General features: G+C 70.0%; 16 protein-coding genes. 5 read left to right on the forward strand and 11 right to left on the reverse strand.

Annotated features, from left to right (window positions below; all coding sequences use genetic code 11):
* Positions 1-38 precede the first annotated feature (38 nt).
* From ACWCYY_RS21035 to ACWCYY_RS21045, 3 genes are read right to left on the reverse strand one after another with little or no spacing between them, the layout of a single operon-like run.
* Positions 39-470, reverse strand: a complete 432-nt coding sequence (locus ACWCYY_RS21035) for a nuclear transport factor 2 family protein (protein WP_345283784.1) — start codon at positions 468-470, stop codon at positions 39-41.
* A 42-nt stretch (positions 471-512) separates the two neighbouring features.
* Positions 513-2153, reverse strand: coding sequence for a thiamine pyrophosphate-binding protein (locus tag ACWCYY_RS21040; RefSeq protein ID WP_345283782.1), 1641 nt, complete (start codon positions 2151-2153; stop codon positions 513-515).
* A 10-nt stretch (positions 2154-2163) separates the two neighbouring features.
* Entirely contained in the window at positions 2164-2991 is an 828-nt protein-coding gene (locus ACWCYY_RS21045; RefSeq protein WP_345283780.1) for a type 1 glutamine amidotransferase domain-containing protein, read from the reverse strand.
* Between the two features lie 231 nt (positions 2992-3222).
* Between ACWCYY_RS21045 and glgB the strand changes: the two genes are divergently transcribed.
* Both glgB and ACWCYY_RS21055 read left to right on the forward strand, forming a co-directional pair.
* Positions 3223-5205: a 1,4-alpha-glucan branching protein GlgB gene (gene glgB / locus ACWCYY_RS21050; protein ID WP_449796910.1), complete on the forward strand. Its 1983-nt coding sequence runs from the start codon at positions 3223-3225 to the stop codon at positions 5203-5205.
* A gap of 167 nt (positions 5206-5372) precedes the next feature.
* Positions 5373-6146 carry an SDR family NAD(P)-dependent oxidoreductase gene (locus ACWCYY_RS21055; RefSeq protein WP_449796911.1) on the forward strand — a complete coding sequence of 258 codons (774 nt, stop codon included), beginning with the start codon at positions 5373-5375 and terminating at the stop codon, positions 6144-6146.
* Between the two features lie 58 nt (positions 6147-6204).
* On the opposite strand, the gene ACWCYY_RS21060 is transcribed toward ACWCYY_RS21055, so the two are convergent.
* From ACWCYY_RS21060 to ACWCYY_RS21090, 7 genes are all read right to left on the reverse strand, one after another.
* On the reverse strand, positions 6205-6552 hold the full coding sequence (locus ACWCYY_RS21060; protein ID WP_380149445.1) for an STAS domain-containing protein: 348 nt from the start codon (positions 6550-6552) through the stop codon (positions 6205-6207).
* A 30-nt stretch (positions 6553-6582) separates the two neighbouring features.
* Positions 6583-8715, reverse strand: coding sequence for a glycogen debranching protein GlgX (gene glgX, locus ACWCYY_RS21065; RefSeq protein WP_345283775.1), 2133 nt, complete (start codon positions 8713-8715; stop codon positions 6583-6585).
* A 159-nt stretch (positions 8716-8874) separates the two neighbouring features.
* Positions 8875-10677, reverse strand: coding sequence for an AGE family epimerase/isomerase (locus ACWCYY_RS21070; RefSeq protein ID WP_449796912.1), 1803 nt, complete (start codon positions 10675-10677; stop codon positions 8875-8877).
* Positions 10678-10827: 150 nt separating this feature from the next.
* Positions 10828-12195 carry a peroxidase family protein gene (locus ACWCYY_RS21075; RefSeq protein WP_449796913.1) on the reverse strand — a complete coding sequence of 456 codons (1368 nt, stop codon included), beginning with the start codon at positions 12193-12195 and terminating at the stop codon, positions 10828-10830.
* A complete protein-coding gene (locus tag ACWCYY_RS21080) occupies positions 12192-12512 on the reverse strand; it encodes a UBP-type zinc finger domain-containing protein (protein ID WP_345283770.1) in 321 nt (106 codons plus the stop codon). Before ACWCYY_RS21080 ends, ACWCYY_RS21075 begins: the two co-directional genes overlap by 4 nt.
* A gap of 85 nt (positions 12513-12597) precedes the next feature.
* Positions 12598-13527 (reverse strand): NAD(P)/FAD-dependent oxidoreductase, encoded by a 930-nt coding sequence (locus tag ACWCYY_RS21085; protein ID WP_345283768.1) that lies wholly within the window; start codon positions 13525-13527, stop codon positions 12598-12600.
* Positions 13528-13656: 129 nt separating this feature from the next.
* Complete coding sequence (locus ACWCYY_RS21090; protein ID WP_345283766.1) at positions 13657-14895, reverse strand: IS701 family transposase; 1239 nt, start codon at positions 14893-14895, stop codon at positions 13657-13659.
* A gap of 520 nt (positions 14896-15415) precedes the next feature.
* Between ACWCYY_RS21090 and galU the strand changes: the two genes are divergently transcribed.
* Together galU and ACWCYY_RS21100 are read left to right on the forward strand one after the other, a co-directional pair.
* Positions 15416-16348 (forward strand): UTP--glucose-1-phosphate uridylyltransferase GalU, encoded by a 933-nt coding sequence (gene galU, locus ACWCYY_RS21095; protein WP_345283764.1) that lies wholly within the window; start codon positions 15416-15418, stop codon positions 16346-16348.
* Positions 16349-16594: 246 nt separating this feature from the next.
* Positions 16595-17533 (forward strand): helix-turn-helix transcriptional regulator, encoded by a 939-nt coding sequence (locus ACWCYY_RS21100; RefSeq protein WP_345283762.1) that lies wholly within the window; start codon positions 16595-16597, stop codon positions 17531-17533.
* 50 nt (positions 17534-17583) lie between these two features.
* On the opposite strand, the gene ACWCYY_RS21105 is transcribed toward ACWCYY_RS21100, so the two are convergent.
* Positions 17584-19041, reverse strand: a complete 1458-nt coding sequence (locus ACWCYY_RS21105; RefSeq protein ID WP_449796914.1) for an NCS2 family permease — start codon at positions 19039-19041, stop codon at positions 17584-17586.
* Between the two features lie 178 nt (positions 19042-19219).
* Between ACWCYY_RS21105 and ACWCYY_RS21110 the strand changes: the two genes are divergently transcribed.
* Positions 19220-19504, forward strand: coding sequence for a DUF2530 domain-containing protein (locus ACWCYY_RS21110; protein WP_345283758.1), 285 nt, complete (start codon positions 19220-19222; stop codon positions 19502-19504).
* Positions 19505-19557: the final 53 nt, after the last annotated feature.

Here is a 19557-nt window from a genome sequence, read left to right on the forward strand (position 1 = left end):
CGGTGGTGCGATAAGGGAGTTGGAGCGAGGAGGGACTCTCAGAGCGAGGCCGAGCCCGGCATCGGGTCGAGGGAGTCCACGATGTAGATCTTGATCTGCGGGGCGCCGTCCGGGCCGGCCGAGACCACCCAGGTCTGGTAGGCGTCGAAGCCCAGCCAGGCGCTCTTGGGGCCCGGGGCGTCCCAGATCTTGGCCTGCCAGTTGACGACCACCTTGACGTCGGCGGAGGTCTCGGTCAGGTTGCTCACCTCGGTCGAGGTGACGGTGTGCACCTCGTCGAAGAAGCGGTTGGTGACGGCCTTGTACCAGTCGGCGAAGCCGGCGTGGCCCCGGGAGGTGGTCTCCGGGAAGCGCATCTCCAGGCCCTCGTCGACCAGGTAGGTCAGCGCGGTCTCCAGCGGAACGTGCTGGTCCAGCGCGCGGTACCAGTCGGCGACCATGGTCTTGATCGCCGTCTCGGTCAGTGCCATTTCTTCTCCTGCTGCGAAGGACTGCCGGTCAGCGGGTGACGGTCAGCGGGTGTCGTCGGTGAGCAGCTCGACCAGCAGCGGCCGACGGGTCGTCAGCATCCGCTCCACCACGTCGTCGATCTGGTCCGGCTTGTCCAGCCGGACGGCGTCGGCGCCCAGCGAGCGGGCCAGGCCGACGAAGTCGATCTCCGGGTGGGAGAGGTCGAAGGAGTGCGGGAACTCGTGCTTCTCGATGTCCCGCTCGACCCAGTACTGGTCGATGTTCTTGTTCAGCAGCTCGTACCGGTGGTTGTTGCAGACCACGAAGACGGCCGGCACCTCGTGCCGGGCGGCGGTCCACAGCGCCTGGTAGGTGTACATCGAGCCGCCGTCGCCGGTGAAGCCGACCACGGTCTTCTCCGGGTGGGCGATCTTCATGCCCACCGCGCCCGGGATGCCGACGCCCAGCGAACCGCCACGGGTGGCGAAGTAGTGCCCGGGCAGGCGCGGGTTGAGGTACCGGGTGATGTACGGCGAGGCGGTCAGCGCCTCGTCGAAGACCATCAGGTCCTCCGGGGCCCGCTCGCCCAGCTTCGCCAGGAAGGCACCGATCAGGGTGTCGTCCGGCGCCGCCGCGCGCTCGGCCTGCTCGGCCCGCCGGCGCTCGATGAACTCACGTGCCGCCGCGTCCTGTTCGGGCGTTCGCAGCCCGTCCAGCGCGGTGGCCAGGGCGTCCAGGGTGAGCTTCGGGTCAGCGACCAGGCCCAGCGTGACGGGGTGGTTCTTGGCGATCTCGTAGTCGTCGAGGTCGACGTGCACGATGGCCGCGCCCTCGGCGAACGGGGTGACCAGGTCCGGGAAGACCTCCGGGAACACGTACGTCCCCACGATCAGCACCGCGTCCGCCTCGCGCACCGCCGCCCGGCTGACCATGCCGAACATGTGGCCGATGGCACCGCGGGCCAGCGGGTGGTCGGCCGGCAGGTGCGCCTCCGAGGAGTCCACGAACCACACGTCGGCGCCCAACTTCTCGGCGACGCGCAGCAGTTCGGGCTCGGCCCCGGAGACGGAGACGCCGTCGCCGACCAGCAGCAGCGGACGCTTCGCCGGCGCCAGCAGCGCCGCCGCCTCGGCCACCAGGGCCGGGGCCGGCAGCGTCCGACGGTCGGGGATGACCGTCGGGACGACCGGCTCGTCGTTCGGGGCGTCCAGGATGTCCATCGGCAGCGAGACGAAGACCGGGCCGCGCGGCTCGGTCATCGCGGTCTTGATCGCGCGACGGAGCACCCGCAGCAGGGACCGCGGATCGACCACCCTGGTCGCCCACTTGGTCACCGGCCTGGCCATAGCGACCAGGTCGGCGGCCATCTGGGCGTCCATCGAGTCGTACTCGATGCCCGACTCGCCGGCGATGACCACCAGCGGCGCGTGACCGCGCTTGGACTGGTACATCATCCCGATGCCGTTGCCGAGGCCGACCCCGCTGTGCAGCTGGAGCAGCGCCGGGCCACCGGTCGCCCGGGCGAACCCGTCGGCGATGCCGGCCGCCACCGTCTCCTGCAGCGTCAGGATGTACTGGAAGTCGGGGTACTCCTCCAGGGCGTCGAGGAAGCCCTGCTCCACCGTGCCCGGGTTGCCGAACATGTGGGTGATGCCGTCGGCGAGCAGCTGCTCGATGATGGCGTTCTTGCCGAGCCTGGTCACAGGAACTCCCTTACCAGCCGTAGCGGGTCAGGCCGTCTTCCAGGACCTCGACCATCTTCTCGCCGGTGCGGTAGGAGTCCGGGGTCGAACGGCCCGTGATGAACGGGTAGTCGACGATCACCGAGATCTCCTTGCCGAAGTTGCCGTGGTAGCGGCCCTCGGGGGCGGTGGCGTCGCGGAGGATGTACTCCAGCGGGTACGGCGGCGGGCCCATCACGAAGTCGGTGCCGAGGAAGCCGGTGCCGTCCTTGTAGTCGTACTCCTTGCAGTGCCCGGTGACGTGCTTGCCGGAGATGATGCTCTTCCGGTCCTCCCAGTCACGGGCGAACGCGAGGCAGGCCACGCCGTAGCACTCGGCGCCGATCGGCTTGTCCGCGCGCAGGAAGTTCAGGATGACGTCGTGCACCCGGCCGTTGTTGGCGAGGTCCACGATCGGGCCGCTGCCGCCGACGATGAGCAGCGCGTCGTACTCGGCCAGACGCTCCGTCAGCTCGTCGCCGACCGCGTTGTTGTAGGCCTCCAGCTTGCGGAGGTAGTCCTCGTCGCTGGTGTACGGGCGGGTCGGGATCCAGGAGGACAGGTCCTCCGGGCTGTCCAGACGGTCCGAGGCCTCCAGGTCCACGACCACCTTGGCGACCTCGGCGGAGACCACGCTGCGGCCCAGCGGCGGGTCGACGAAACCCGGGTCCATGCTCGGCGGCAGGGCGTGCGCCCGCTTGCCGGTGGGGGTCGCGAAGGTCACCTCGTAACCCTGCTTGTCGAATGCGTACAGCGGGCCGACGAGTTCCTCGCCCCAATAGCCGTACTCCGAGAGGAGTACGAGAACTTTCTTCGTCATGGCTACTCCGTTTTCGAGGCTTGTCACTGCCTGCCCTCAGAGACTGGGGCAGGCCGGGGGCAGGGTCAACGGCCGTGCGGGCCGGTCGGCACTCCCCCCGGAATGGGCCCGCACATTACGTCAAGTCCCGTGCGCCGCATTGTCGGAGTGCACTTTTTCCACTCGGAAAACTCCCCAAGGAATGCCCTGGGCTGCGACAATTCCGAGGTGTCGCCGACCAAAGGAATTGCCGTGCTTCAGTCAATCGCCGCGTCCGCGGAGGCGCCCGCGGAGCTGCCGGCTTCCGGGCCCGGCCCGCTCGACCTGCACCTGCTCGCCGAGGGGAAGCACCAACGCCTCTGGGAGGTGCTCGGCGCCCACCCCGGCGCCGACGCGTCCGGCCGGCCCGGGGTCTCCTTCACCCTCTGGGCCCCGCGCGCGCACGAGGTCGCGGTGGCCGGCCAGGTGACCGGCGGCCGGGCCCCGGTCCCGCTGCGCCGGATCGGCACCACCGACTACTGGACGGTCTTCGTCCCCGGCGCCGAGGCCGGCCAGCGCTACCGCTTCGAGCTCCTCGGCGCCGACGGCGTCCGCCGCGCCAAGGCCGACCCGTGCGCCCGGTCCGCCCCGCTGCCCCCCGGCCCGGACAGCGTGGTGCACGCCTCCGACCACCGCTGGGGCGACCGCGAGTGGATGATCCGCCGGGCCGCGGCCGACCCGCGCCGCCGCCCGCTCAGCGTCTACGAGGTCCACCTCGGCTCCTGGCGACCCGGCCTGAGCTACCGTCAGCTCGCCGTCGAGCTCACCGCCTACGTCCGCGAGCAGGGCTTCACCCACGTCGAGCTGCTCCCCGTCATGGAGCACCCCTACGGCGGCTCCTGGGGCTACCAGGTCACCGGCTTCTACGCCCCCAGCTCCCGCTTCGGCTCCCCCGACGACTTCCGGTACCTGGTCGACTCGCTGCACCGGGCCGGGATCGGCGTCATCCTCGACTGGGTCCCCGCCCACTTCCCCCGCGACGACTTCGCGCTCGGCCGCTTCGACGGCCACCCGCTCTACGAGCACCCCGACCCGCGCCGCGGCGAACACCCCGACTGGGGCACCCTCGTCTTCGACTACGGCCGCCCCGAGGTCGCCAACTTCCTGATCGCCAACGCCCTCTACTGGTGCGAGGAGTTCCACGTCGACGGCCTGCGGGTGGACGCGGTCGCGTCCATGCTCTACCTCGACTACTCCCGCCCGCACGGCCAGTGGGAGCCCAACCAGGAGGGCGGCCGGGAGAACCTGGAGGCCGTCGCCTTCCTGCGCTCCCTCAACGAGGCGGTGCACGGCCGCTTCCCCGGCGTCCTCACCATCGCCGAGGAGTCCACCACCTGGCCCGGCGTCACCGCCCCGCTGCGCGACGGCGGCCTCGGTTTCGACTTCAAGTGGAACCTCGGCTGGATGCACGACACCCTCGACTACTTCCAGCAGGACCCGGTCTACCGCGAGCACCACCACCACGGCATCACCTTCTCCACCACCTACGCCTGGACGGAGAACTTCGTCCTGCCGCTCAGCCACGACGAGGTGGTGCACGGCAAGGGCTCGCTGCGCAGCCGGATGCCCGGCGACGAGGCCGCCCAACTCGCCAACGTACGGGCCATGTTCGGGCTGATGTGGGCGCTGCCCGGGAAGAACCTGCTCTTCATGGGCGGCGAGAACGGCGACCAGGGCGAGTGGAGCGAGGCCTACGGCCTCCAGTGGCCCGGCCCCGAGGAGGCCGGCCGGCTCGGCGTCCGGCAGCTGGTCTCCTCGCTCAACCGCGCCTACCGCGACACCCCCGCCCTCTGGGCCCAGGACCCGGTGCCCGAGGGCTTCCAGTGGCTCGACGCCGACGACGCCGGCCACAACGTCTACGCCTTCCTCCGCCGCGCCCCCGACGGCACCCCGCTGGTCTGCGTCGCCAACCTCTCCGGCGCCACCTGGGACTCCCTCCGCATCGGCCTCCCCCGCCCCGGCCGCTGGCACGTCCTCCTCGACACCGACCCCACCACCGCCCGCCCCACCTCCCTCCGCGCCACCGCAACCCCTCACCACGGCCAACCCTGGTCCGCAGAGCTGTACTTGCCCGCCCTCTCCACCTGCTGGCTGGTGGCCGGCGCCCGGAAGGGCAGCGACCCAGGGGCGCGAGACTCTGCTGATCTGCGGCTCCGCCGCGCGGGCGCGCTGGGGGACGGCGGTACGACCGGGTAGCCGTCGAAGGTGGTCACCCCGGGGGCGCGAGGAACTGCGCGCCGGGGGACGGCAACTCCTGCAACTGGCTCACATGCCCCGATCTAACACTGGTCCGCCTTCCGAACTCGCGCAGTTCCCCGCGCCCCCAGAGGCGTAACCACTATCCACAAAGGAGTGACCGCAAGATGAAGCGCATCCTCGTCACCGGCTCCGCCGACGGCATCGGCCGTCAGACCGCCACCATGCTCGTCGCCCAGGGCCACGAAGTGGTCCTGCACGCCCGGAACGCCCAGCGCGCCGAGGACGCCCGCCGCGCCGTCCCCGGTGCCGCGGACGTGGTGGTCGGCGACCTCGCGTCCCTCTCCCAGACCGTCGAACTCGCCAAGCAGGCAACCGCCGTGGGCCCCTTCGACGCCGTGATCCACAACGCCGGGATCTCCCGCACCGGCAGCCCCCGCCAGGCCTCCGAGGACGGCCTGGAGACCACCTTCCAGGTGAACGTCCTCGCCCCGTACGTGCTCACCGCGCTGATCCCGCTGCCGCAACGCCTGGTCTACCTCTCCTCCGGGATGTCCGACGGCGGCACCATCGACCTCTCCGACCTCCAGCGCACCCGCCGCCGCTGGGACGGCACCTCCGCCTACTGCGACTCCAAGCTGGCCGATCTGGCGCTGGCCTTCGCGGTGGCCCGCCGCCACCCCGAGGTGCACAGCAACGCCGTCTGCCCGGGCTGGGTGCGCTCCCGGATGGGCGGCAGCTCCGCCCCCACCGACCTGGCCACCGGCGCGGCCACCCAGGTCTGGCTGGCCGGCTCGGACGACCCGGCGGCCCAGGTCTCCGGCAGCTACCTTCGCCACATGCGCTTCCTCGACGAGGCCAAGCCGGAGACCGAGGACCCGGAGGTCCAGGAGGCCCTGCTCGCCGCCTGCGCCGAGCTGAGCGGCATCCGACTCCCCTGAGAGGCAACGGAGAAGGGCCCCGGTACCGAGGTACCGGGGCCCTTCTCGTGACGCCTCGTCAGGCCGCCGCCTCGCCGTCGTGGTCGGTGAGCTCCAGGCCGCGCTGGAAGCCGGCCAGCCGGAGCGTGCGCCCGACGGGCTCCTGCACGCCCGCGAGCGCGATCGACACCGGCTCCGGGAAGCGCTGGCGCAGGTAGAGCAGCGAGCGCAGCCCCGCCGAGGAGAGGTAGCGGACGGTGCTCAGGTCGAGCACCAGCCGTCCTATCTCGCGGCGTTGGGCCAGGGTGTCGAGCTGGCGGCGGAAGCCCGGCGTGCCGAGCGCGTCCAGTTCACCGCCGACCCGGATCTTCACCGTGCTGCCGCCGTGCCGTCTCGGACCGGCCGCATCACCGTTCATCGTGGTCATGGTCATCCCCCTTCTCCCCCCTCGCCGCGCTCAGCCGTCGTTCCGGCGTCCGACCAGGACCACCGCGGAGCGCGGGCCGATCGGGAAGCGCAGCTGGTCCTCCAGTGCGGGCTCGGCGCCCGGCGCGCTGATGTCCTCGGGCTCCTCGGCCGAGGTGTCGACCGCCCGGTGCCAGCGCATGTCGCCCGGCAGGTCCGGGAGTTCGAGCTCCAGGCCCTCCCAGTGGGCGTTGGCGGCGACGTAGACGAAGTCGGCCGAGCCGTCCTCGTGCTCGCCGCAGCGCATCACGGCCAGCACCCGGTCGCCCTCGGACCAGTCCGGCTGCCAGGCCCGGGTGCCGTGCCAGCTCACGTCCGGGTAGCCCGGGATGGCGTCGGCGCCGGTCGGGTGGGTGGCCCGGCGGAGCACCTCGTGCTCCTGCCGGAGGCGGATCAACTGGGTGGTGAAGCGCCGGAGTTCGTCGGCCTCGTCGGTCTTGGGCCAGGTCAGCCAGGAGATCTCGCTGTCCTGGCAGTAGGCGTTGTTGTTGCCGCCCTGGGTGTTCCCGAACTCGTCGCCGGCCAGGATCATCGGGATGCCCTGGCTGGTGAGCAGCAGCACCATCGCGTTCTTGGCCTGCCGCCGCCGCAGCGCCAGCACCTCCTGGTCGTCGGTCGGGCCCTCGGCCCCCGAGTTCCAGGAGTCGTTGTCGCTGTTGCCGTCCCGGTTGTACTCGCCGTTGGCCTCGTTGTGCCGCTCGTTGTACGAGAACAGGTCGTTGAGGGTGAAGCCGTCGTGGCAGGTGACGAAGTTGACCGAGGCGGTGGTGCCGCGGCTGCCGTAGAGGTCGGGCGAGCCGACCAGGCGGGTGGCCAGCTCGCCGACGGTGCCGGGCTCGCCCTTGAGGAAGCGGCGCAGCACGTCGCGGTACTTGCCGTTCCACTCGGCCCAGCGGCCGTAGTTGGGGAAGGCGCCGACCTGGTAGAGGCCGCCGGCGTCCCAGGCCTCGGCGATCAGCACGCAGTCCTTGAGCAGCGGGTCGTAGGAGAGCGCCTCCAGCAGCGGCGGGTTCTCCAGCGGCGCGCCGTCCTCGCCGCGGTCCAGGATGGAGGCCAGGTCGAAGCGGAAGCCGTCGACGTGGTACTCGCTGGCCCAGTACCGCAGGCAGGACAGGATGTAGTCGCGGACCACCGGGTTGTTGCAGTTGAAGGTGTTCCCGGTGCCGCTGAAGTTCTGGTAGTAGCCCTCGGGGGTGAGCTGGTAGTAGGTGCTGTTGTCCAGCCCCCGGAAGTGGATCGTCGGGCCGTGCTCGTTGCCCTCGGCGGTGTGGTTGAAGACCACGTCCAGGATCACCTGGATGCCGTTGGCGTGCAGGTCCCGGACCAGCTCCTTGAACTCCTCGCGCTGGCGGCCGGCGGCGCCGCCGGCCGCGTAGCCGGCCTTGGGGGCGAAGAAGCCCACCGTGGAGTAGCCCCAGTAGTTGAGCAGCAGGTCGCCGGTGGTCGGGCTGGTCCGGCTGTTCTCGAACTCGTCGAACTCGAAGACCGGCATCAACTCGACGCAGTTGATGCCGAGTTCCTTGAGGTAGGGGATCTTCTCGCGCAGGCCGGCGAAGGTGCCGGGCTCGGCCACCCCGGCCGACTCGTGCTTGGTGAAGCCGCGCACGTGCAGCTCGTAGACCACCAGGTCCTTGGCGGGCAGCCGGAGCGGGTGGTCGCCCTGCCAGTCGAAGTGGTCGGCGGTCAGCCGGGCCCGGTACTGGTTGGGGTTGTTCCAGTCCGGCTCCTCGCCCCAGGTGTCCCGGCCGGTGACGGCCTTGGCGTAGGGGTCGAGCAGCACGGCGGCCGGGTCGAAGCGGTCGCCGGGGGCCGGCTGCGGCGGGCCGAAGACCCGGTAGCCGTAGTCCACGTCGCCCTCGCCGATGCCCAGCACCGTGATCGCCCAGACCCCGCCGACCCGGTACTCGTCCGGGATCGGGATCTCGGCGACCGGTACCGGGTCGCCCGGCTTGAAGAGCACCAGCGAGACGTCGTCCGCCCGGCTGGAGTAGACCGAGAAGTTCACCCCGCCCGGCACGTAGGTCGCGCCGAAGGGGTAGGGGGTGCCGGGGCGTACGTCGTACCCCGCGATCCGATCGGTGGCGAACTCCTCCGCCGCCACCGTGCCTCTGTCTTCCGTTGCCACGTCGGTCCCTCCCAGAGCCGTGTGTCGCGTCGCGTCCGCCGTGCGCGCCCGTCGTGCCTGTTGTCGTGTCGTGTCCCCGTCGAAAAGTCCCGGGGAAGCGTCAGGGGCTGTCGTTCCCGGGGCCCGCATGCCCCGGGAGCGACAGCCCCTGACGAGTACTCAGCCGACCGGGGTCAGCTCCACCTTCACCGTGAGCGAGTAGGCCGAGTCGGGCAGGTCGACGGTGAGGTTCTTGGCGTCGAACTTGTCCCACTCCTTGCCCTCGATCTCGACCCGGGTCAGCTCGACCCGGCCGGCCGGCAGCAGGTCCGGCGACACCCGCAGGGTGCGGTCGGCGTCGGGCCGCGGCTTGAACCAGAGGTTCAGCGGCTGACCGGTGTTGAGCAGGTTGGTGTACACCGCGGCGAGGTAGCAGAGCTCCGCCGAGTGGTACATGCTCATCGAGTGGCTGCCCTTGAGGCGCTCGGTGCCGAGCAGGTAGGGCAGGCCGTTGGCCAGCACGTTGAAGTAGACCGCGCCCTCGTCGTGGTCGAGGAAGTTGGTGTTGTAGAAGCCGGTCGCCTGGCGGGCCTCCTCGCGGTAGGCGTCACCGCCGACCGTGCCGCTCAGGATCAGGTAGGCCAGGATGGCCTGCTCCTGCTGCCACCAGGCCTTGCGGTCGTGCCACGCGAAGCGGTGGAACTCCTGGCCGTCGGCCAGCTTGCGCTCGACCACGTCGTACCAGCCGCCGCGCTGCTGGTCGCTGCCGACCGCCGGCATGATCTGGCCGATCTTCTCGGCGAGCTCCTTGTAGGAGTCCTTGTCCTTGTAGGAGTTCATCCGCATCAGGTTCCAGGCGATCTTCAGGTTGTGCCCGACGACCGCGCGGTCCTGCTGCCAGGTGTGGCCGAGGTCCTGGGACCAGTCGGTGTTGAACCGCTCGTTGACGAACGGGCTGGCCTGGTAGTCCGGGAAGTGCTCGACGATGGTGTCGAAGGTGCGCTCCAGCATTTCCGCGTGGCGCTCGTCGCCGGTCGCCAGCAGGAGGTTGATCAGGTACGCCGGGGCGTGGTCGCCGACCGAGTTCCAGTTCTTCCGCGACTTGTTGAACTTCAGCGAGTCGTGGTGGGGGGAGAGCAGGACCGGGTCGATGTGCGAGAAGTAGCCGCCGCCCTCGTAGTCGCGGTAGTACTGCTCGAACAGGCGCATGGTGGAGTCGATGTCCGAGGCGATCCGGCGGTCACCGGTGACGCGGAAGGTCTGGGTGGGGCCGGCCAGCGCGTAGATCTGCTCGTACATCGGGATCGCGTCGTAGTCGTCGTCGAACTCCGAGGTGAGCAGCTTCTTCTCGTAGTCGCCCTCGACCTTGATGCCGTGGTACCAGTACACGACGTTGGAGTCGCGGTCCACGAAGCGCATGTGGTCGCGCAGGTACTTGGTGCCGAGCTCGGCGACCTCGAGGTAGTCCTCGTTGCCGGTCAGCATGTAGGCCGAGGCCATGCCGTAGACCATCCGGGAGATCGTGTCGGTCTCCTGGACGTGGCTGGCGGCCTTGTCGCCGCCGAGGCGGATGTTGGTGCGGTAGTCCTTGTAGTCGATCTTGCCGTCGCCGAACTGCGCACGCCGGTAGAACCGGGCCAGCGAGTCGATCTGGTTGATCCACCAGTTGGACTTCTCGAAGTTGTAGTCCTCCGGGCCGCGGCCGACGAAGGTCAGCTTCTTGGCCTCGTAGTTGTACTCGCCGCCCTCGGGGTAGAAGACGCCGTAGACGAAGACCTGGGCACCGGGCTGGAGCAGGTCGTCGACGTGGCCGCCGGCGTCCGCGTAGGGCTCGTCCAGGTTGCGCAGGAGCTCCGCCGACATCCCGTCACTGAGCTTGACGTCGAAATCACGGCCGTCGATGGTCTTCAGCTTGAAGATCCGGTCCTCGGACCGGAATTCGACGACTCGTCCGGCGATGGCGTCCATGAACGTGAAACGCATGACCTCGGACTTCACGTGCAACCTCCATGTCGATGGCACCGGGATACCGGCGGACAGCTTGACCGAATTCATCATCCCCATCGGAATTCTGTTCGGTCAATCACGTTGCGAGCCCGGGGAATTCACCCCGGACTCGCACGTGAATGTCCGTCAAGTCGCCTTCGCTACTCCATTGGCTGCGGCGAAGTCGAGCAGGTCCACCAGCGTGAAGCCGTCCCCGGAGGAGGGCAGCGTGGGCTGCCAGCCCGGGTCCGCCGAGAGGTAGGACTCGGCGTCGGCGCGCAGCAGGCCGATCAGCACCTCGCCGACGATCCGGCCGCCCACCTCGCCGAGGCGGTCGCCCTCGTGGCGCACCTGCGCCTCCTTGAGGATGTAGAGCCACAGCGGCGTGCCGCCGGCCCACTCCGGCCCGACCTCCTCCGGCGTGAGCACCTGTGCGCCGAACTGCTCGGCCACCGACTCCCCGGAGGGCAGCGCGGTGGCCTGTCCGCGCAGCAGGTCGCGGACGGCCAGCGAGCGCAGCTCGGCCTGGTCCACCTCGCCGGTGATGTCCTCCGGCAGCGAGATCAGACTGGTCGGCAGCCCGCCGTCGATCCGCTTGGCCCGCTGGGCGGGCGGCTGGCCGGGGACGTCGAAGAGCATCGACCAGTCCACCACGTGCTCCGGCGGGATCGGCCCGTGGCCGAACAGGTGCGGGAACAGCGGGTACTGCAGCCCGTCCCTGGTCATCCGGTACCGGTGCCGGATCTGGCCGTGCCCGTAGCGGAACGCGGCGTCCGCGAACTCCAGCGGGATGAAGGCCTCGCCCGGCGCGGGCGCGAAGAACTTCGGCCCGGCGTCCAGGATCTGCGCCGTCAGCTCGGCGCCGATCAGCCGCGGCAGGTAGTCGTGGACGACGATCCACTGGTAGTGCCAGGTGAGCGCGCGGCGGGCCTCGTCGAACAGCTCGGCCTCCGGCGCGCCGTCCTCGCGGAGCCGGTCCACCAGCCCGTTGTGCGCGTTCAGGAACGCCAGGTGGAGCTGGGCGGCGAAGCGGTGCACGTCGTTGCGCGGGTCGCCGATCAGCGCGGTGCCCTGCCAGTTGCGCGGCACGTCGGTGCCGTCCTGGGAGGTGATCAGCTTCGACGGGTCGGCCGCGTCGTACAGGTACGGCGAGCCCACCGGGCCGTCCGCGTGCACCAGTTCGAGGTTGAGCTTGGGCGAGCGGACGTTGCGCAGCGCCGCCACGTCCGCCTGCGCCGAGATCGGCGAGCGGTCGGCGGTGATGTCGTGCGCGATGAACTGCCCGAAGAACGGCCAGCCGGCCGCGCCGACCGCGTCGTCCACCCCGGCCCGCAGCGGGAAACGGGCGGCGTCGCAGACGCCGCCCGGGGAGCCGGCCCGGAAAAGCTCCTCCGGACGGGAGTTGAGCGCGGGGAGCTCCGGCAGCATCCTGCTGTACCGGGCGCCGCTCGGCGGCGCGTCCACCGGACGGCCCGGCGCGAGGCAGTGGTCCCTGACCACCTGGTGCTTGCTCATGCCAGCTCGGCGGGGAGCAGGAAGAGCGAGTCGGGGTAGCACCAGGCCCAGTCCTCGTCCGGCTGGAACGAACGGACCAGCGGGTGCTTGGTGGCGTGCCAGTGCGCGGTGGCGTGCCGGCGCGGCGACTGGTCGCAGCAGCCGACGTGGCCGCAGACCAGGCACTCCCGCAGGTGCAGCCAGCGGGTGCCCTCGCGCAGGCAGTCCTCACAGCCCTCCAGGGTCGAGGGCTTGACGTCGGCCGCCTCGCCCAGGTGCCCACAGGTGGCGGTGGTGGGGTAGCCGTTGGAGTCCCCCACCACGGTCCAGTCGGTCATCTCGGTTTCCTTCCGCATCACTTGAGCCGGCCACCCGGAATCGGGTGGCCGGTCGTACGTACGTCGTCCGGTGGCTGACGTGCCGTCAGTCCGCCTTGAGCTCCGGCGGGTACAGGAAGTAGTTGGCCGCCGAGGCCGCCTGGGCGCCCTCGTGGACGGCGGCGGTCACCTGGTGGGAGTGCAGCGCGGTGACGTCACCGGCCGCGTACACCCCGGCCACCGAGGTCTTCTGCTCGGTGTCCACGGCGATGTAGCCGCTGGGGGCGAAGTCGATGCCGAGCTGGTGGGCCAGCTTGGTCTCCGGGTTGGCGCCCTGGATGGAGAAGAGCGCGTCCAGCGGGAGGCGGCGGCCGCCCTTGGTGAAGACCGCGGTCATCTGGCCGTCCTCGCCCTCGACCTTGTCGATCCGGTCGTCGATCACCGGGATGCCGGCCGCGGCCAGCCGTGCGGCGAACTTCGGGCTGATGTCGTTGCTGTTGCTGTTCAGCAGCAGCTGGACCTGGTCGGTCAGGCCGTGCAGCTGCATCGCCTCGCCGGCCGCCGCGTCGGTGTGGCCGACCACCAGGATGCGCTTGCCGCGGTTCTCGTAGCCGTCGCAGGTGATGCACCAGAACATCGACCGGCCGACGTACTCCTCCCAGCCCTCGAAGTGCGGGAAGTGGTCGAGCACCCCGGTGGCCAGCACGATCACCTTGCCGTGCCAACTGCCGCCCTGCGCCTTGACGGTGAAGCCGATGTCGCCGTTGCCGGAGACCTCGTTGATGGTGTGGTGGACGATCCGCACCTGCTCGTACGGCTCCAGCTGGCGCCGCGCCAGCTCGCGCAGCTCGACGGTGGCGATGCCCTTCGGGAAGCCGAGGTAGTTGTGGTTGGTCTGGTGGTGGGTCGACCGGCCGTGACCGCTGTCGAAGACCAGCACCGAGCGGTTGTAGCGCGCCAGGTACAGCGCGGCCGAGAGCCCGGCGGGCCCGCCGCCGACCACGATGGCGTCGGCGGTGTGTGCGGGACCTGTCATTGAAAACCTCCCGTGTGGCACGGCTCCGCACGCCGTCCCAGTCGAAATGCGGCTAGTCCAGAGCGCAGGCTAGTCAGCGCTCCGCGCCCCTATACGGGGCCGAACATCCACCTGACGCACTGCGTCAGGTCAACGGACGAGTTCGGTGAGCTCGGGGCCCGGACTCTCCTCGAATTCGTCCCGGCCCAGGTGGGCACCGTTGAGAATGTCGTAATCCAGTGCGGCGCTCACCATCGTGGCGTGGTGGTGCCAGCCGTTGAACGTGCGGCCCTCGTAGTCGAACAGGCCGTAACCGGAAGCGAGTTCCGCCGCTTGCGGGGTCGCGGTGGACACTTGTTTGGCCAACCGGACCAATTCGCGCAGCGAGGCGCCCCGGATGTTGGTGAGCCAGTATCCCCGCGGACTCGGCTTGCCGAGCGGCCATTCCACGATGAGCAGCCGATTGGCCAGCAGGGCCTTGCTCCCGGCCGGGCGGCCGCTGCCGACCAGCACCTGGACCGGAATGACCAGGAATTGGGAGCGCAGCGTGTGACCGCCGGCGTCCCGCCAGTAGAGCGTCTCGGGCGTGACGTTGCCGACGCTCGCCGCGATGTCGGCCACCGTCCGGGCCCGGGCGCGGGCGCCCTGGCTGTTGACGATCCGTCCGCTGCCGCGGGCCCAGCTCGCGTCGGCCGGCTGCACCAGTTCGTTCGGGCTCACCTGGGCCAGGTAGGTCTGGGCGCGCATCTCCAGCGCGGCCAGGTACCACTCCAGCGGGCGGTGCCGGGCGTCCAGCAGGATCGGCGCCTCGGGAACGCCCCAGTCCAGGGCCATGTCGTCGAGGAGTTCGACGTGGTACTGCCAGTAGGGGCGGGGCAGCTCGCTGTCGGGCACCTTCGCCCGGGAGCGCCGCTCGTCGTCCTGCCCCCACTGCTCGGGGATGGTCAGGCTCCAGTTCACCGGGACGGTGACTCCGCCGACCTGCATGCCGACCATGATCGCCAGCTGGCAGTTGCGGACCCGTCCGTGCGAGTGGACGTACTGCCGCTCCACCGCCGCCGAGTACCGGCCGTGCTTCGGGAAGGCCAGCTCGCCGACCACCCAGGCCTCCGGCCGGAAATCGCGGACCATGCGTTCCGCCAGCCATTTCCGGACCGGCCCGTGCTCCCAGGGGCTCTGATTGATGAACTGCTGGAGCGACTGCTCGCTCCGGCCGGGCGATGCCACCGCGAGGCGCGGGATCGTCTTCCGTCCGTCGCAGTTCAGCAGGCCCCGGACGTAGGTCTCCGCCGCGTTCCTCTGGTCCGCCCGGCCGAGTGAGGCGAAGGCCTCCGAGCAGAATTCCGGCAGCCCCGTGCAGTCCACTTGGCCGACTCGTTCCTGTGCCATTCTTCCATCCCCCGTCCGGGTCCGTTTCAGGTCAGCAACAGCCGGGGTCACCCGGGTCCGCGAGATAAACCGGCGCCTTGACCTCGAGTCCGTCATAAGAAGCGGCCCACATGGCGCCAACGGCGATTATCAACATGCAAATGAGCGCACTGAACCGAAGGCCGAAGCGGGCCATTTTTATCCCCCAGGAAAGTGACGAATCTGCGTTCGTTCTCTGTCAGATTCAATGGTGCCTTCCCTGGTCACACGGAGGCAACGAAACCCGGGGACATGATCACGCCCTGTCGCAAAGACGACACGTTGGGCGGCGGGTCCTCGCCGGAGCACGGTCAAAGCCTAATCTGATCTATCGTCAGACGGGAGTCATTCCCAAGAATTCCCCATGGAATAGTAAAATGACCATGCACGGTCAATATCCCCCTGGCTACCTCACCGGGTCCATTCGCACAGGTGGATGAGTACGCGGGCCGGAGCACCGGCCCGTGGGCGGCGGCCCCACCGCCGGGCTACGGTCCCGGCCATGACCACACCCCGCAGAGGAATCAGCAAGGCGGTCATCCCCGCCGCCGGGCTGGGCACCCGCTTCCTGCCCGCCACCAAGGCCACCCCCAAGGAGATGCTGCCGGTCGTGGACCGGCCCGCGATCCAGTACGTGGTGGAGGAGGTGGTGGACGCCGGCATCCAGGACGTCCTGATGATCACGGGCCGGAACAAGCGCCCGCTGGAGGACCACTTCGACCGCAACTGGGAGCTGGAGGAGGCCCTCCGGCAGAAGGGCGACCTCGGCCGGCTCGCCCAGGTCCAGCGCGCCACCTCCCCCGCCGCCATCCACTACGTCCGCCAGGGCGACCCGCGGGGCCTCGGCCACGCCGTCCTCTGCGCCCAGCCGCACGTGGGGAACGAGCCCTTCGCCGTCCTGCTCGGCGACGACCTGATCGACCCGAGGGACCCGCTGCTCAGCAGGATGATCGACATCCAGGCCGAGCACGGCGGCAGCGTGGTGGCCCTGATGGAGGTGGACGCGAGCCAGATCGGCCTCTACGGCTGCGCCGCCGTCAGCTCCACCGGCCAGGCCGACGTGCTCCGGGTGGAGGGCCTGGTGGAGAAGCCGGCCCCCGGCGAGGCCCCCAGCAACTACGCGGTGATCGGCCGCTACGTGCTCGACCCGGCCGTCTTCGACGTGCTGGCCAGGACCGAGCCCGGCCGCGGCGGCGAGGTGCAGCTCACCGACGCCCTGCAGCAGCTGGCCACCGACCCCACGATCGGCGGCCCGGTGCACGGCGTCGTCTTCCGCGGCCGCCGCTACGACACCGGCGACCGGCTGGAGTACCTCCGGGCCGTCGTCCAACTCGCCTGCGAGCGGGACGACTTGGGCGACCCGTTCCGCCGCTGGCTGCAGGAGTACGTCACCGCCTCGATGCCCTTCTATGCGGACGACGCCGTGCCGGTTTAGCCCCAGAAGAGCGCATTCCGACGCCCTGGCGCTATTTGCGGCAGCTCACCCCGGGATAGGAACCCGTCAGATTTTCTCGTCACCTAGGCATATCCCTCGGACACTCTCCGTCGCGCTATCCTGACCGACGGGAGGACGATAGAGACTGGGGGAACGGTGAATACGGAGTCGATCAGGGAGAAGAGCGGCAGGGCCACGCGGAGCGGCAGAACCGACAAGGAAATCGCCGCGAGCATTTACGGCGCCATGGAGCAGCGCGGCTCCTGGCAGATCCAGCAGGCCGCCGAGGCGGTCGGCCTGGAGCCGGAGGACGCCCGCCGCGGGATCGACTACCTGGCCTCGCTCGGACTGGTGGAATTCCCGTCCGACGAGACCCCCGAGTTCGTGCTGCTCGGCTCGCAGGTCGCCGCGATGCGGCTGATCAACGACGCGGAACGCGAACTGGCCGCCAACCTCGAACAGATGGCAGCCGCCCGGGCCGGTCTGGCCGAGATCCTCAGCAGCTTCATGCCGCTGAACTTCTGGTCACCCGGCCCGGTCGCGGTCGAGATGCTGACCGACCTGCGCAGCGTCGCGGTCTACCTCAACAAGGCCACCGAACTGGCCCGCGAGCAGATCCTCACCATGCACCCCGCCCCGGCCATGGCCCCGGCCCAGTCCGCCGAGGCGGCCGCCCGGACGAAGAGCCTGGTCGACCGCGGGCTGGACCTGCGGACCATCTACCAGCAGAGCCTGGCCAGCGTGCCGAGGATCGCCAAGCACCTGACCGACATCCGGATGGCCGGCTACGAGGTGCGGCTCTCCCCCACCGTGCCGTTCCGGATGATCATCTTCGACCGGCGCCGGGTGATCATCCCGATCGACCCGAACAACGGCAAGGCCGGCGCGATGGCCATCGAGGGCGAGGCCCTGGTCCGCGCCCTGATCTCGGTCTTCGAGTACTGCTGGCAGCACTCCAGCTACGAGGAGTCCAGCACCCTGACCACCGAGCTCAACCTCGGCCCCCAGGAGCAGGCGGTGCTCCGGATGCTGGCCACCGGCGCCACCGACGAGACCATCGCGCGCAACCTCACCGTCTCGCTGCGCACGGTCAACCGGGTGGTCTGCCGGATCATGAAGGCCATCGGGGCCGACAGCCGCTTCCAGGCCGGAATGATCGCAGCCCGGCTCGGCCTCATCCACTGAGGCGGAGCCGGGCTGTGGTCCGAGCGGCCCGAAGGGCCCCTGACGGGCCGTCAGCCGAGGCCGAGGGCCGGCATCAGGTAGTAGAAGGCGAAGACGCCGGCCACCACGTAGAGCGCCACCGGCACCTCGCGGCCGCGGCCGGTCGCCGCGCGCAGCACGCAGAAGGCGATGAAGCCGAAGCCGATCCCGTTGGTGATGCTGTAGGTGAACGGCATCATGATCATGGTCAGGAAGGCCGGGATCGCGAGGGTGAAGTCCGACCAGTCGATGTCCCGGACCGAGTTGGCCAGGATCAGGAAACCGACCGTGACCAGCGCGGGGGTGGCCGCCTGGGCCGGGACCATGGTGGCCAGCGGGGTCAGGAAGAGCGCCACCAGGAAGAGCGCGCCGGTGACGATCGAGGCGAAGCCGGTCCGGGCCCCCTCGCCGACGCCCGCGGTGGACTCGACGAAGCAGGTGTTGGCCGAGGAGGAGGTCGCACCGCCGGCCGCGGTGGCGATGCCGTCCACCATCAGGACCTTGTTGATGCCGGGCAGGTCGCCCTTCTCGTCCAGCAGGTGGGCCTCGTCGGCCACGCCGAGGATGGTGCCCATCGCGTCGAAGAAGCAGGACATCAGCACGGTGAAGACGAACAGACAGCCCGTCAGGACGCCGACCTTCGAGAAGCCGCCGAACAGGCTGACCTGACCGACCAGCCCGAAGTCGGGCGCCGCCACCGGGTTGCCCGGCCAGCTCGGCACCGTCAGGCCCCAGTTCATCGGGGCGATGGTGGCCGCCTCGTTGATGATCACGGCCAGGCCGGTCATCACCACGATGGAGATCAGGATGGCGCCCGGCACCTTGCGGACCACCAGCACCAGGGTGAGCAGCAGGCCGAGGATGAAGACCAGCACCGGCCAGCCGTTGAGGTGGCCGTTGCTCCCCAGCTGGAGCGGGACGGTGGTGTGCGCGGCGTCCGGGATCCGGCTGACGAAGCCGGCGTCCACCAGGCCGACCAGGCTGATGAAGAGGCCGATGCCGATCGCGATGGCCTTGCGCAGGCCGAGCGGCACCGCGTTCATCACCCGCTCGCGCAGGCCGGTGGCGACCAGGATCATGATCGCGAAGCCCGCCAGCACCACCATGCCCATGGCGTCCGGCCAGGTCATCCGGGGGGCCAGCTGGAGGGCCACGATGGTGTTCACCCCGAGGCCGGCCGCCAGGCCGATCGGCACGTTGCCGATCACGCCCATCAGCAGGGTGGTGAGACCCGCGGTCAGCGCGGTCGCGGTGACCAGCTGGGCGCTGTCGAGGTGCGTCCCGTTCATGTCCACGGCGCTGGCCAGGATGATCGGGTTGAGCACCAGGATGTAGGCCATCGTGAAGAAGGTGGCGACGCCGCCACGGACCTCGCGGGCGAGCGTGGAGCCGCGCTCGGAGATCTTGAAGAAACGGTCCAGCGGTCCGCCGGGCTGCGGCGACGTGGACGGCTCGGGCGACACGGAGGTCGGCTGGGCCTGCGGAGACATCGGGGGGCCTCGTCAGATGTGGGGGAGGTGAGGAGGGCACAAGTATGTGTTTCTCGGTCGTGCACGCGCCATCTCCGCGCGTAGAAAACGACCATTACGAGCAGCCTGCGACGGCTTCCGCTTGGAGCTTCCTCCAGGCGCGGACCCGGAGCGGGGCGCACCCCTTACCCTGGGCCGCATGCCGAAGACCGCTGTCCGCCCCTCTCCCCCGCCCCTGGAAGCCAACGACGTCGCGATCGTCGGCGGCGGCACGGCGCTCTGGTTCCTCGCCTTCCTGGTGCTCGTCCCCTTCCACTCGACGCTGGAGCAGAACGGGCACGGGCGCTGGCCGTGGATCTGCCTGGCCGGCGCCGGTCTCGGGCTGATCGGCCTCTGGTACTGCCGGGCCCGCCGCGACGCGATCCGCCGGGCCCGGGCCGCCGAGGCCGCCGGGGCCGACGGGGCGTCCGCGACCGAGGGCTGACACCCCGCCACTCGGACGGACCGAATAGCACCTCAGGAGGGCGCACCGGACAA

The sequence above is a fragment of the Kitasatospora sp. NPDC001664 genome (assembly GCF_053596675.1).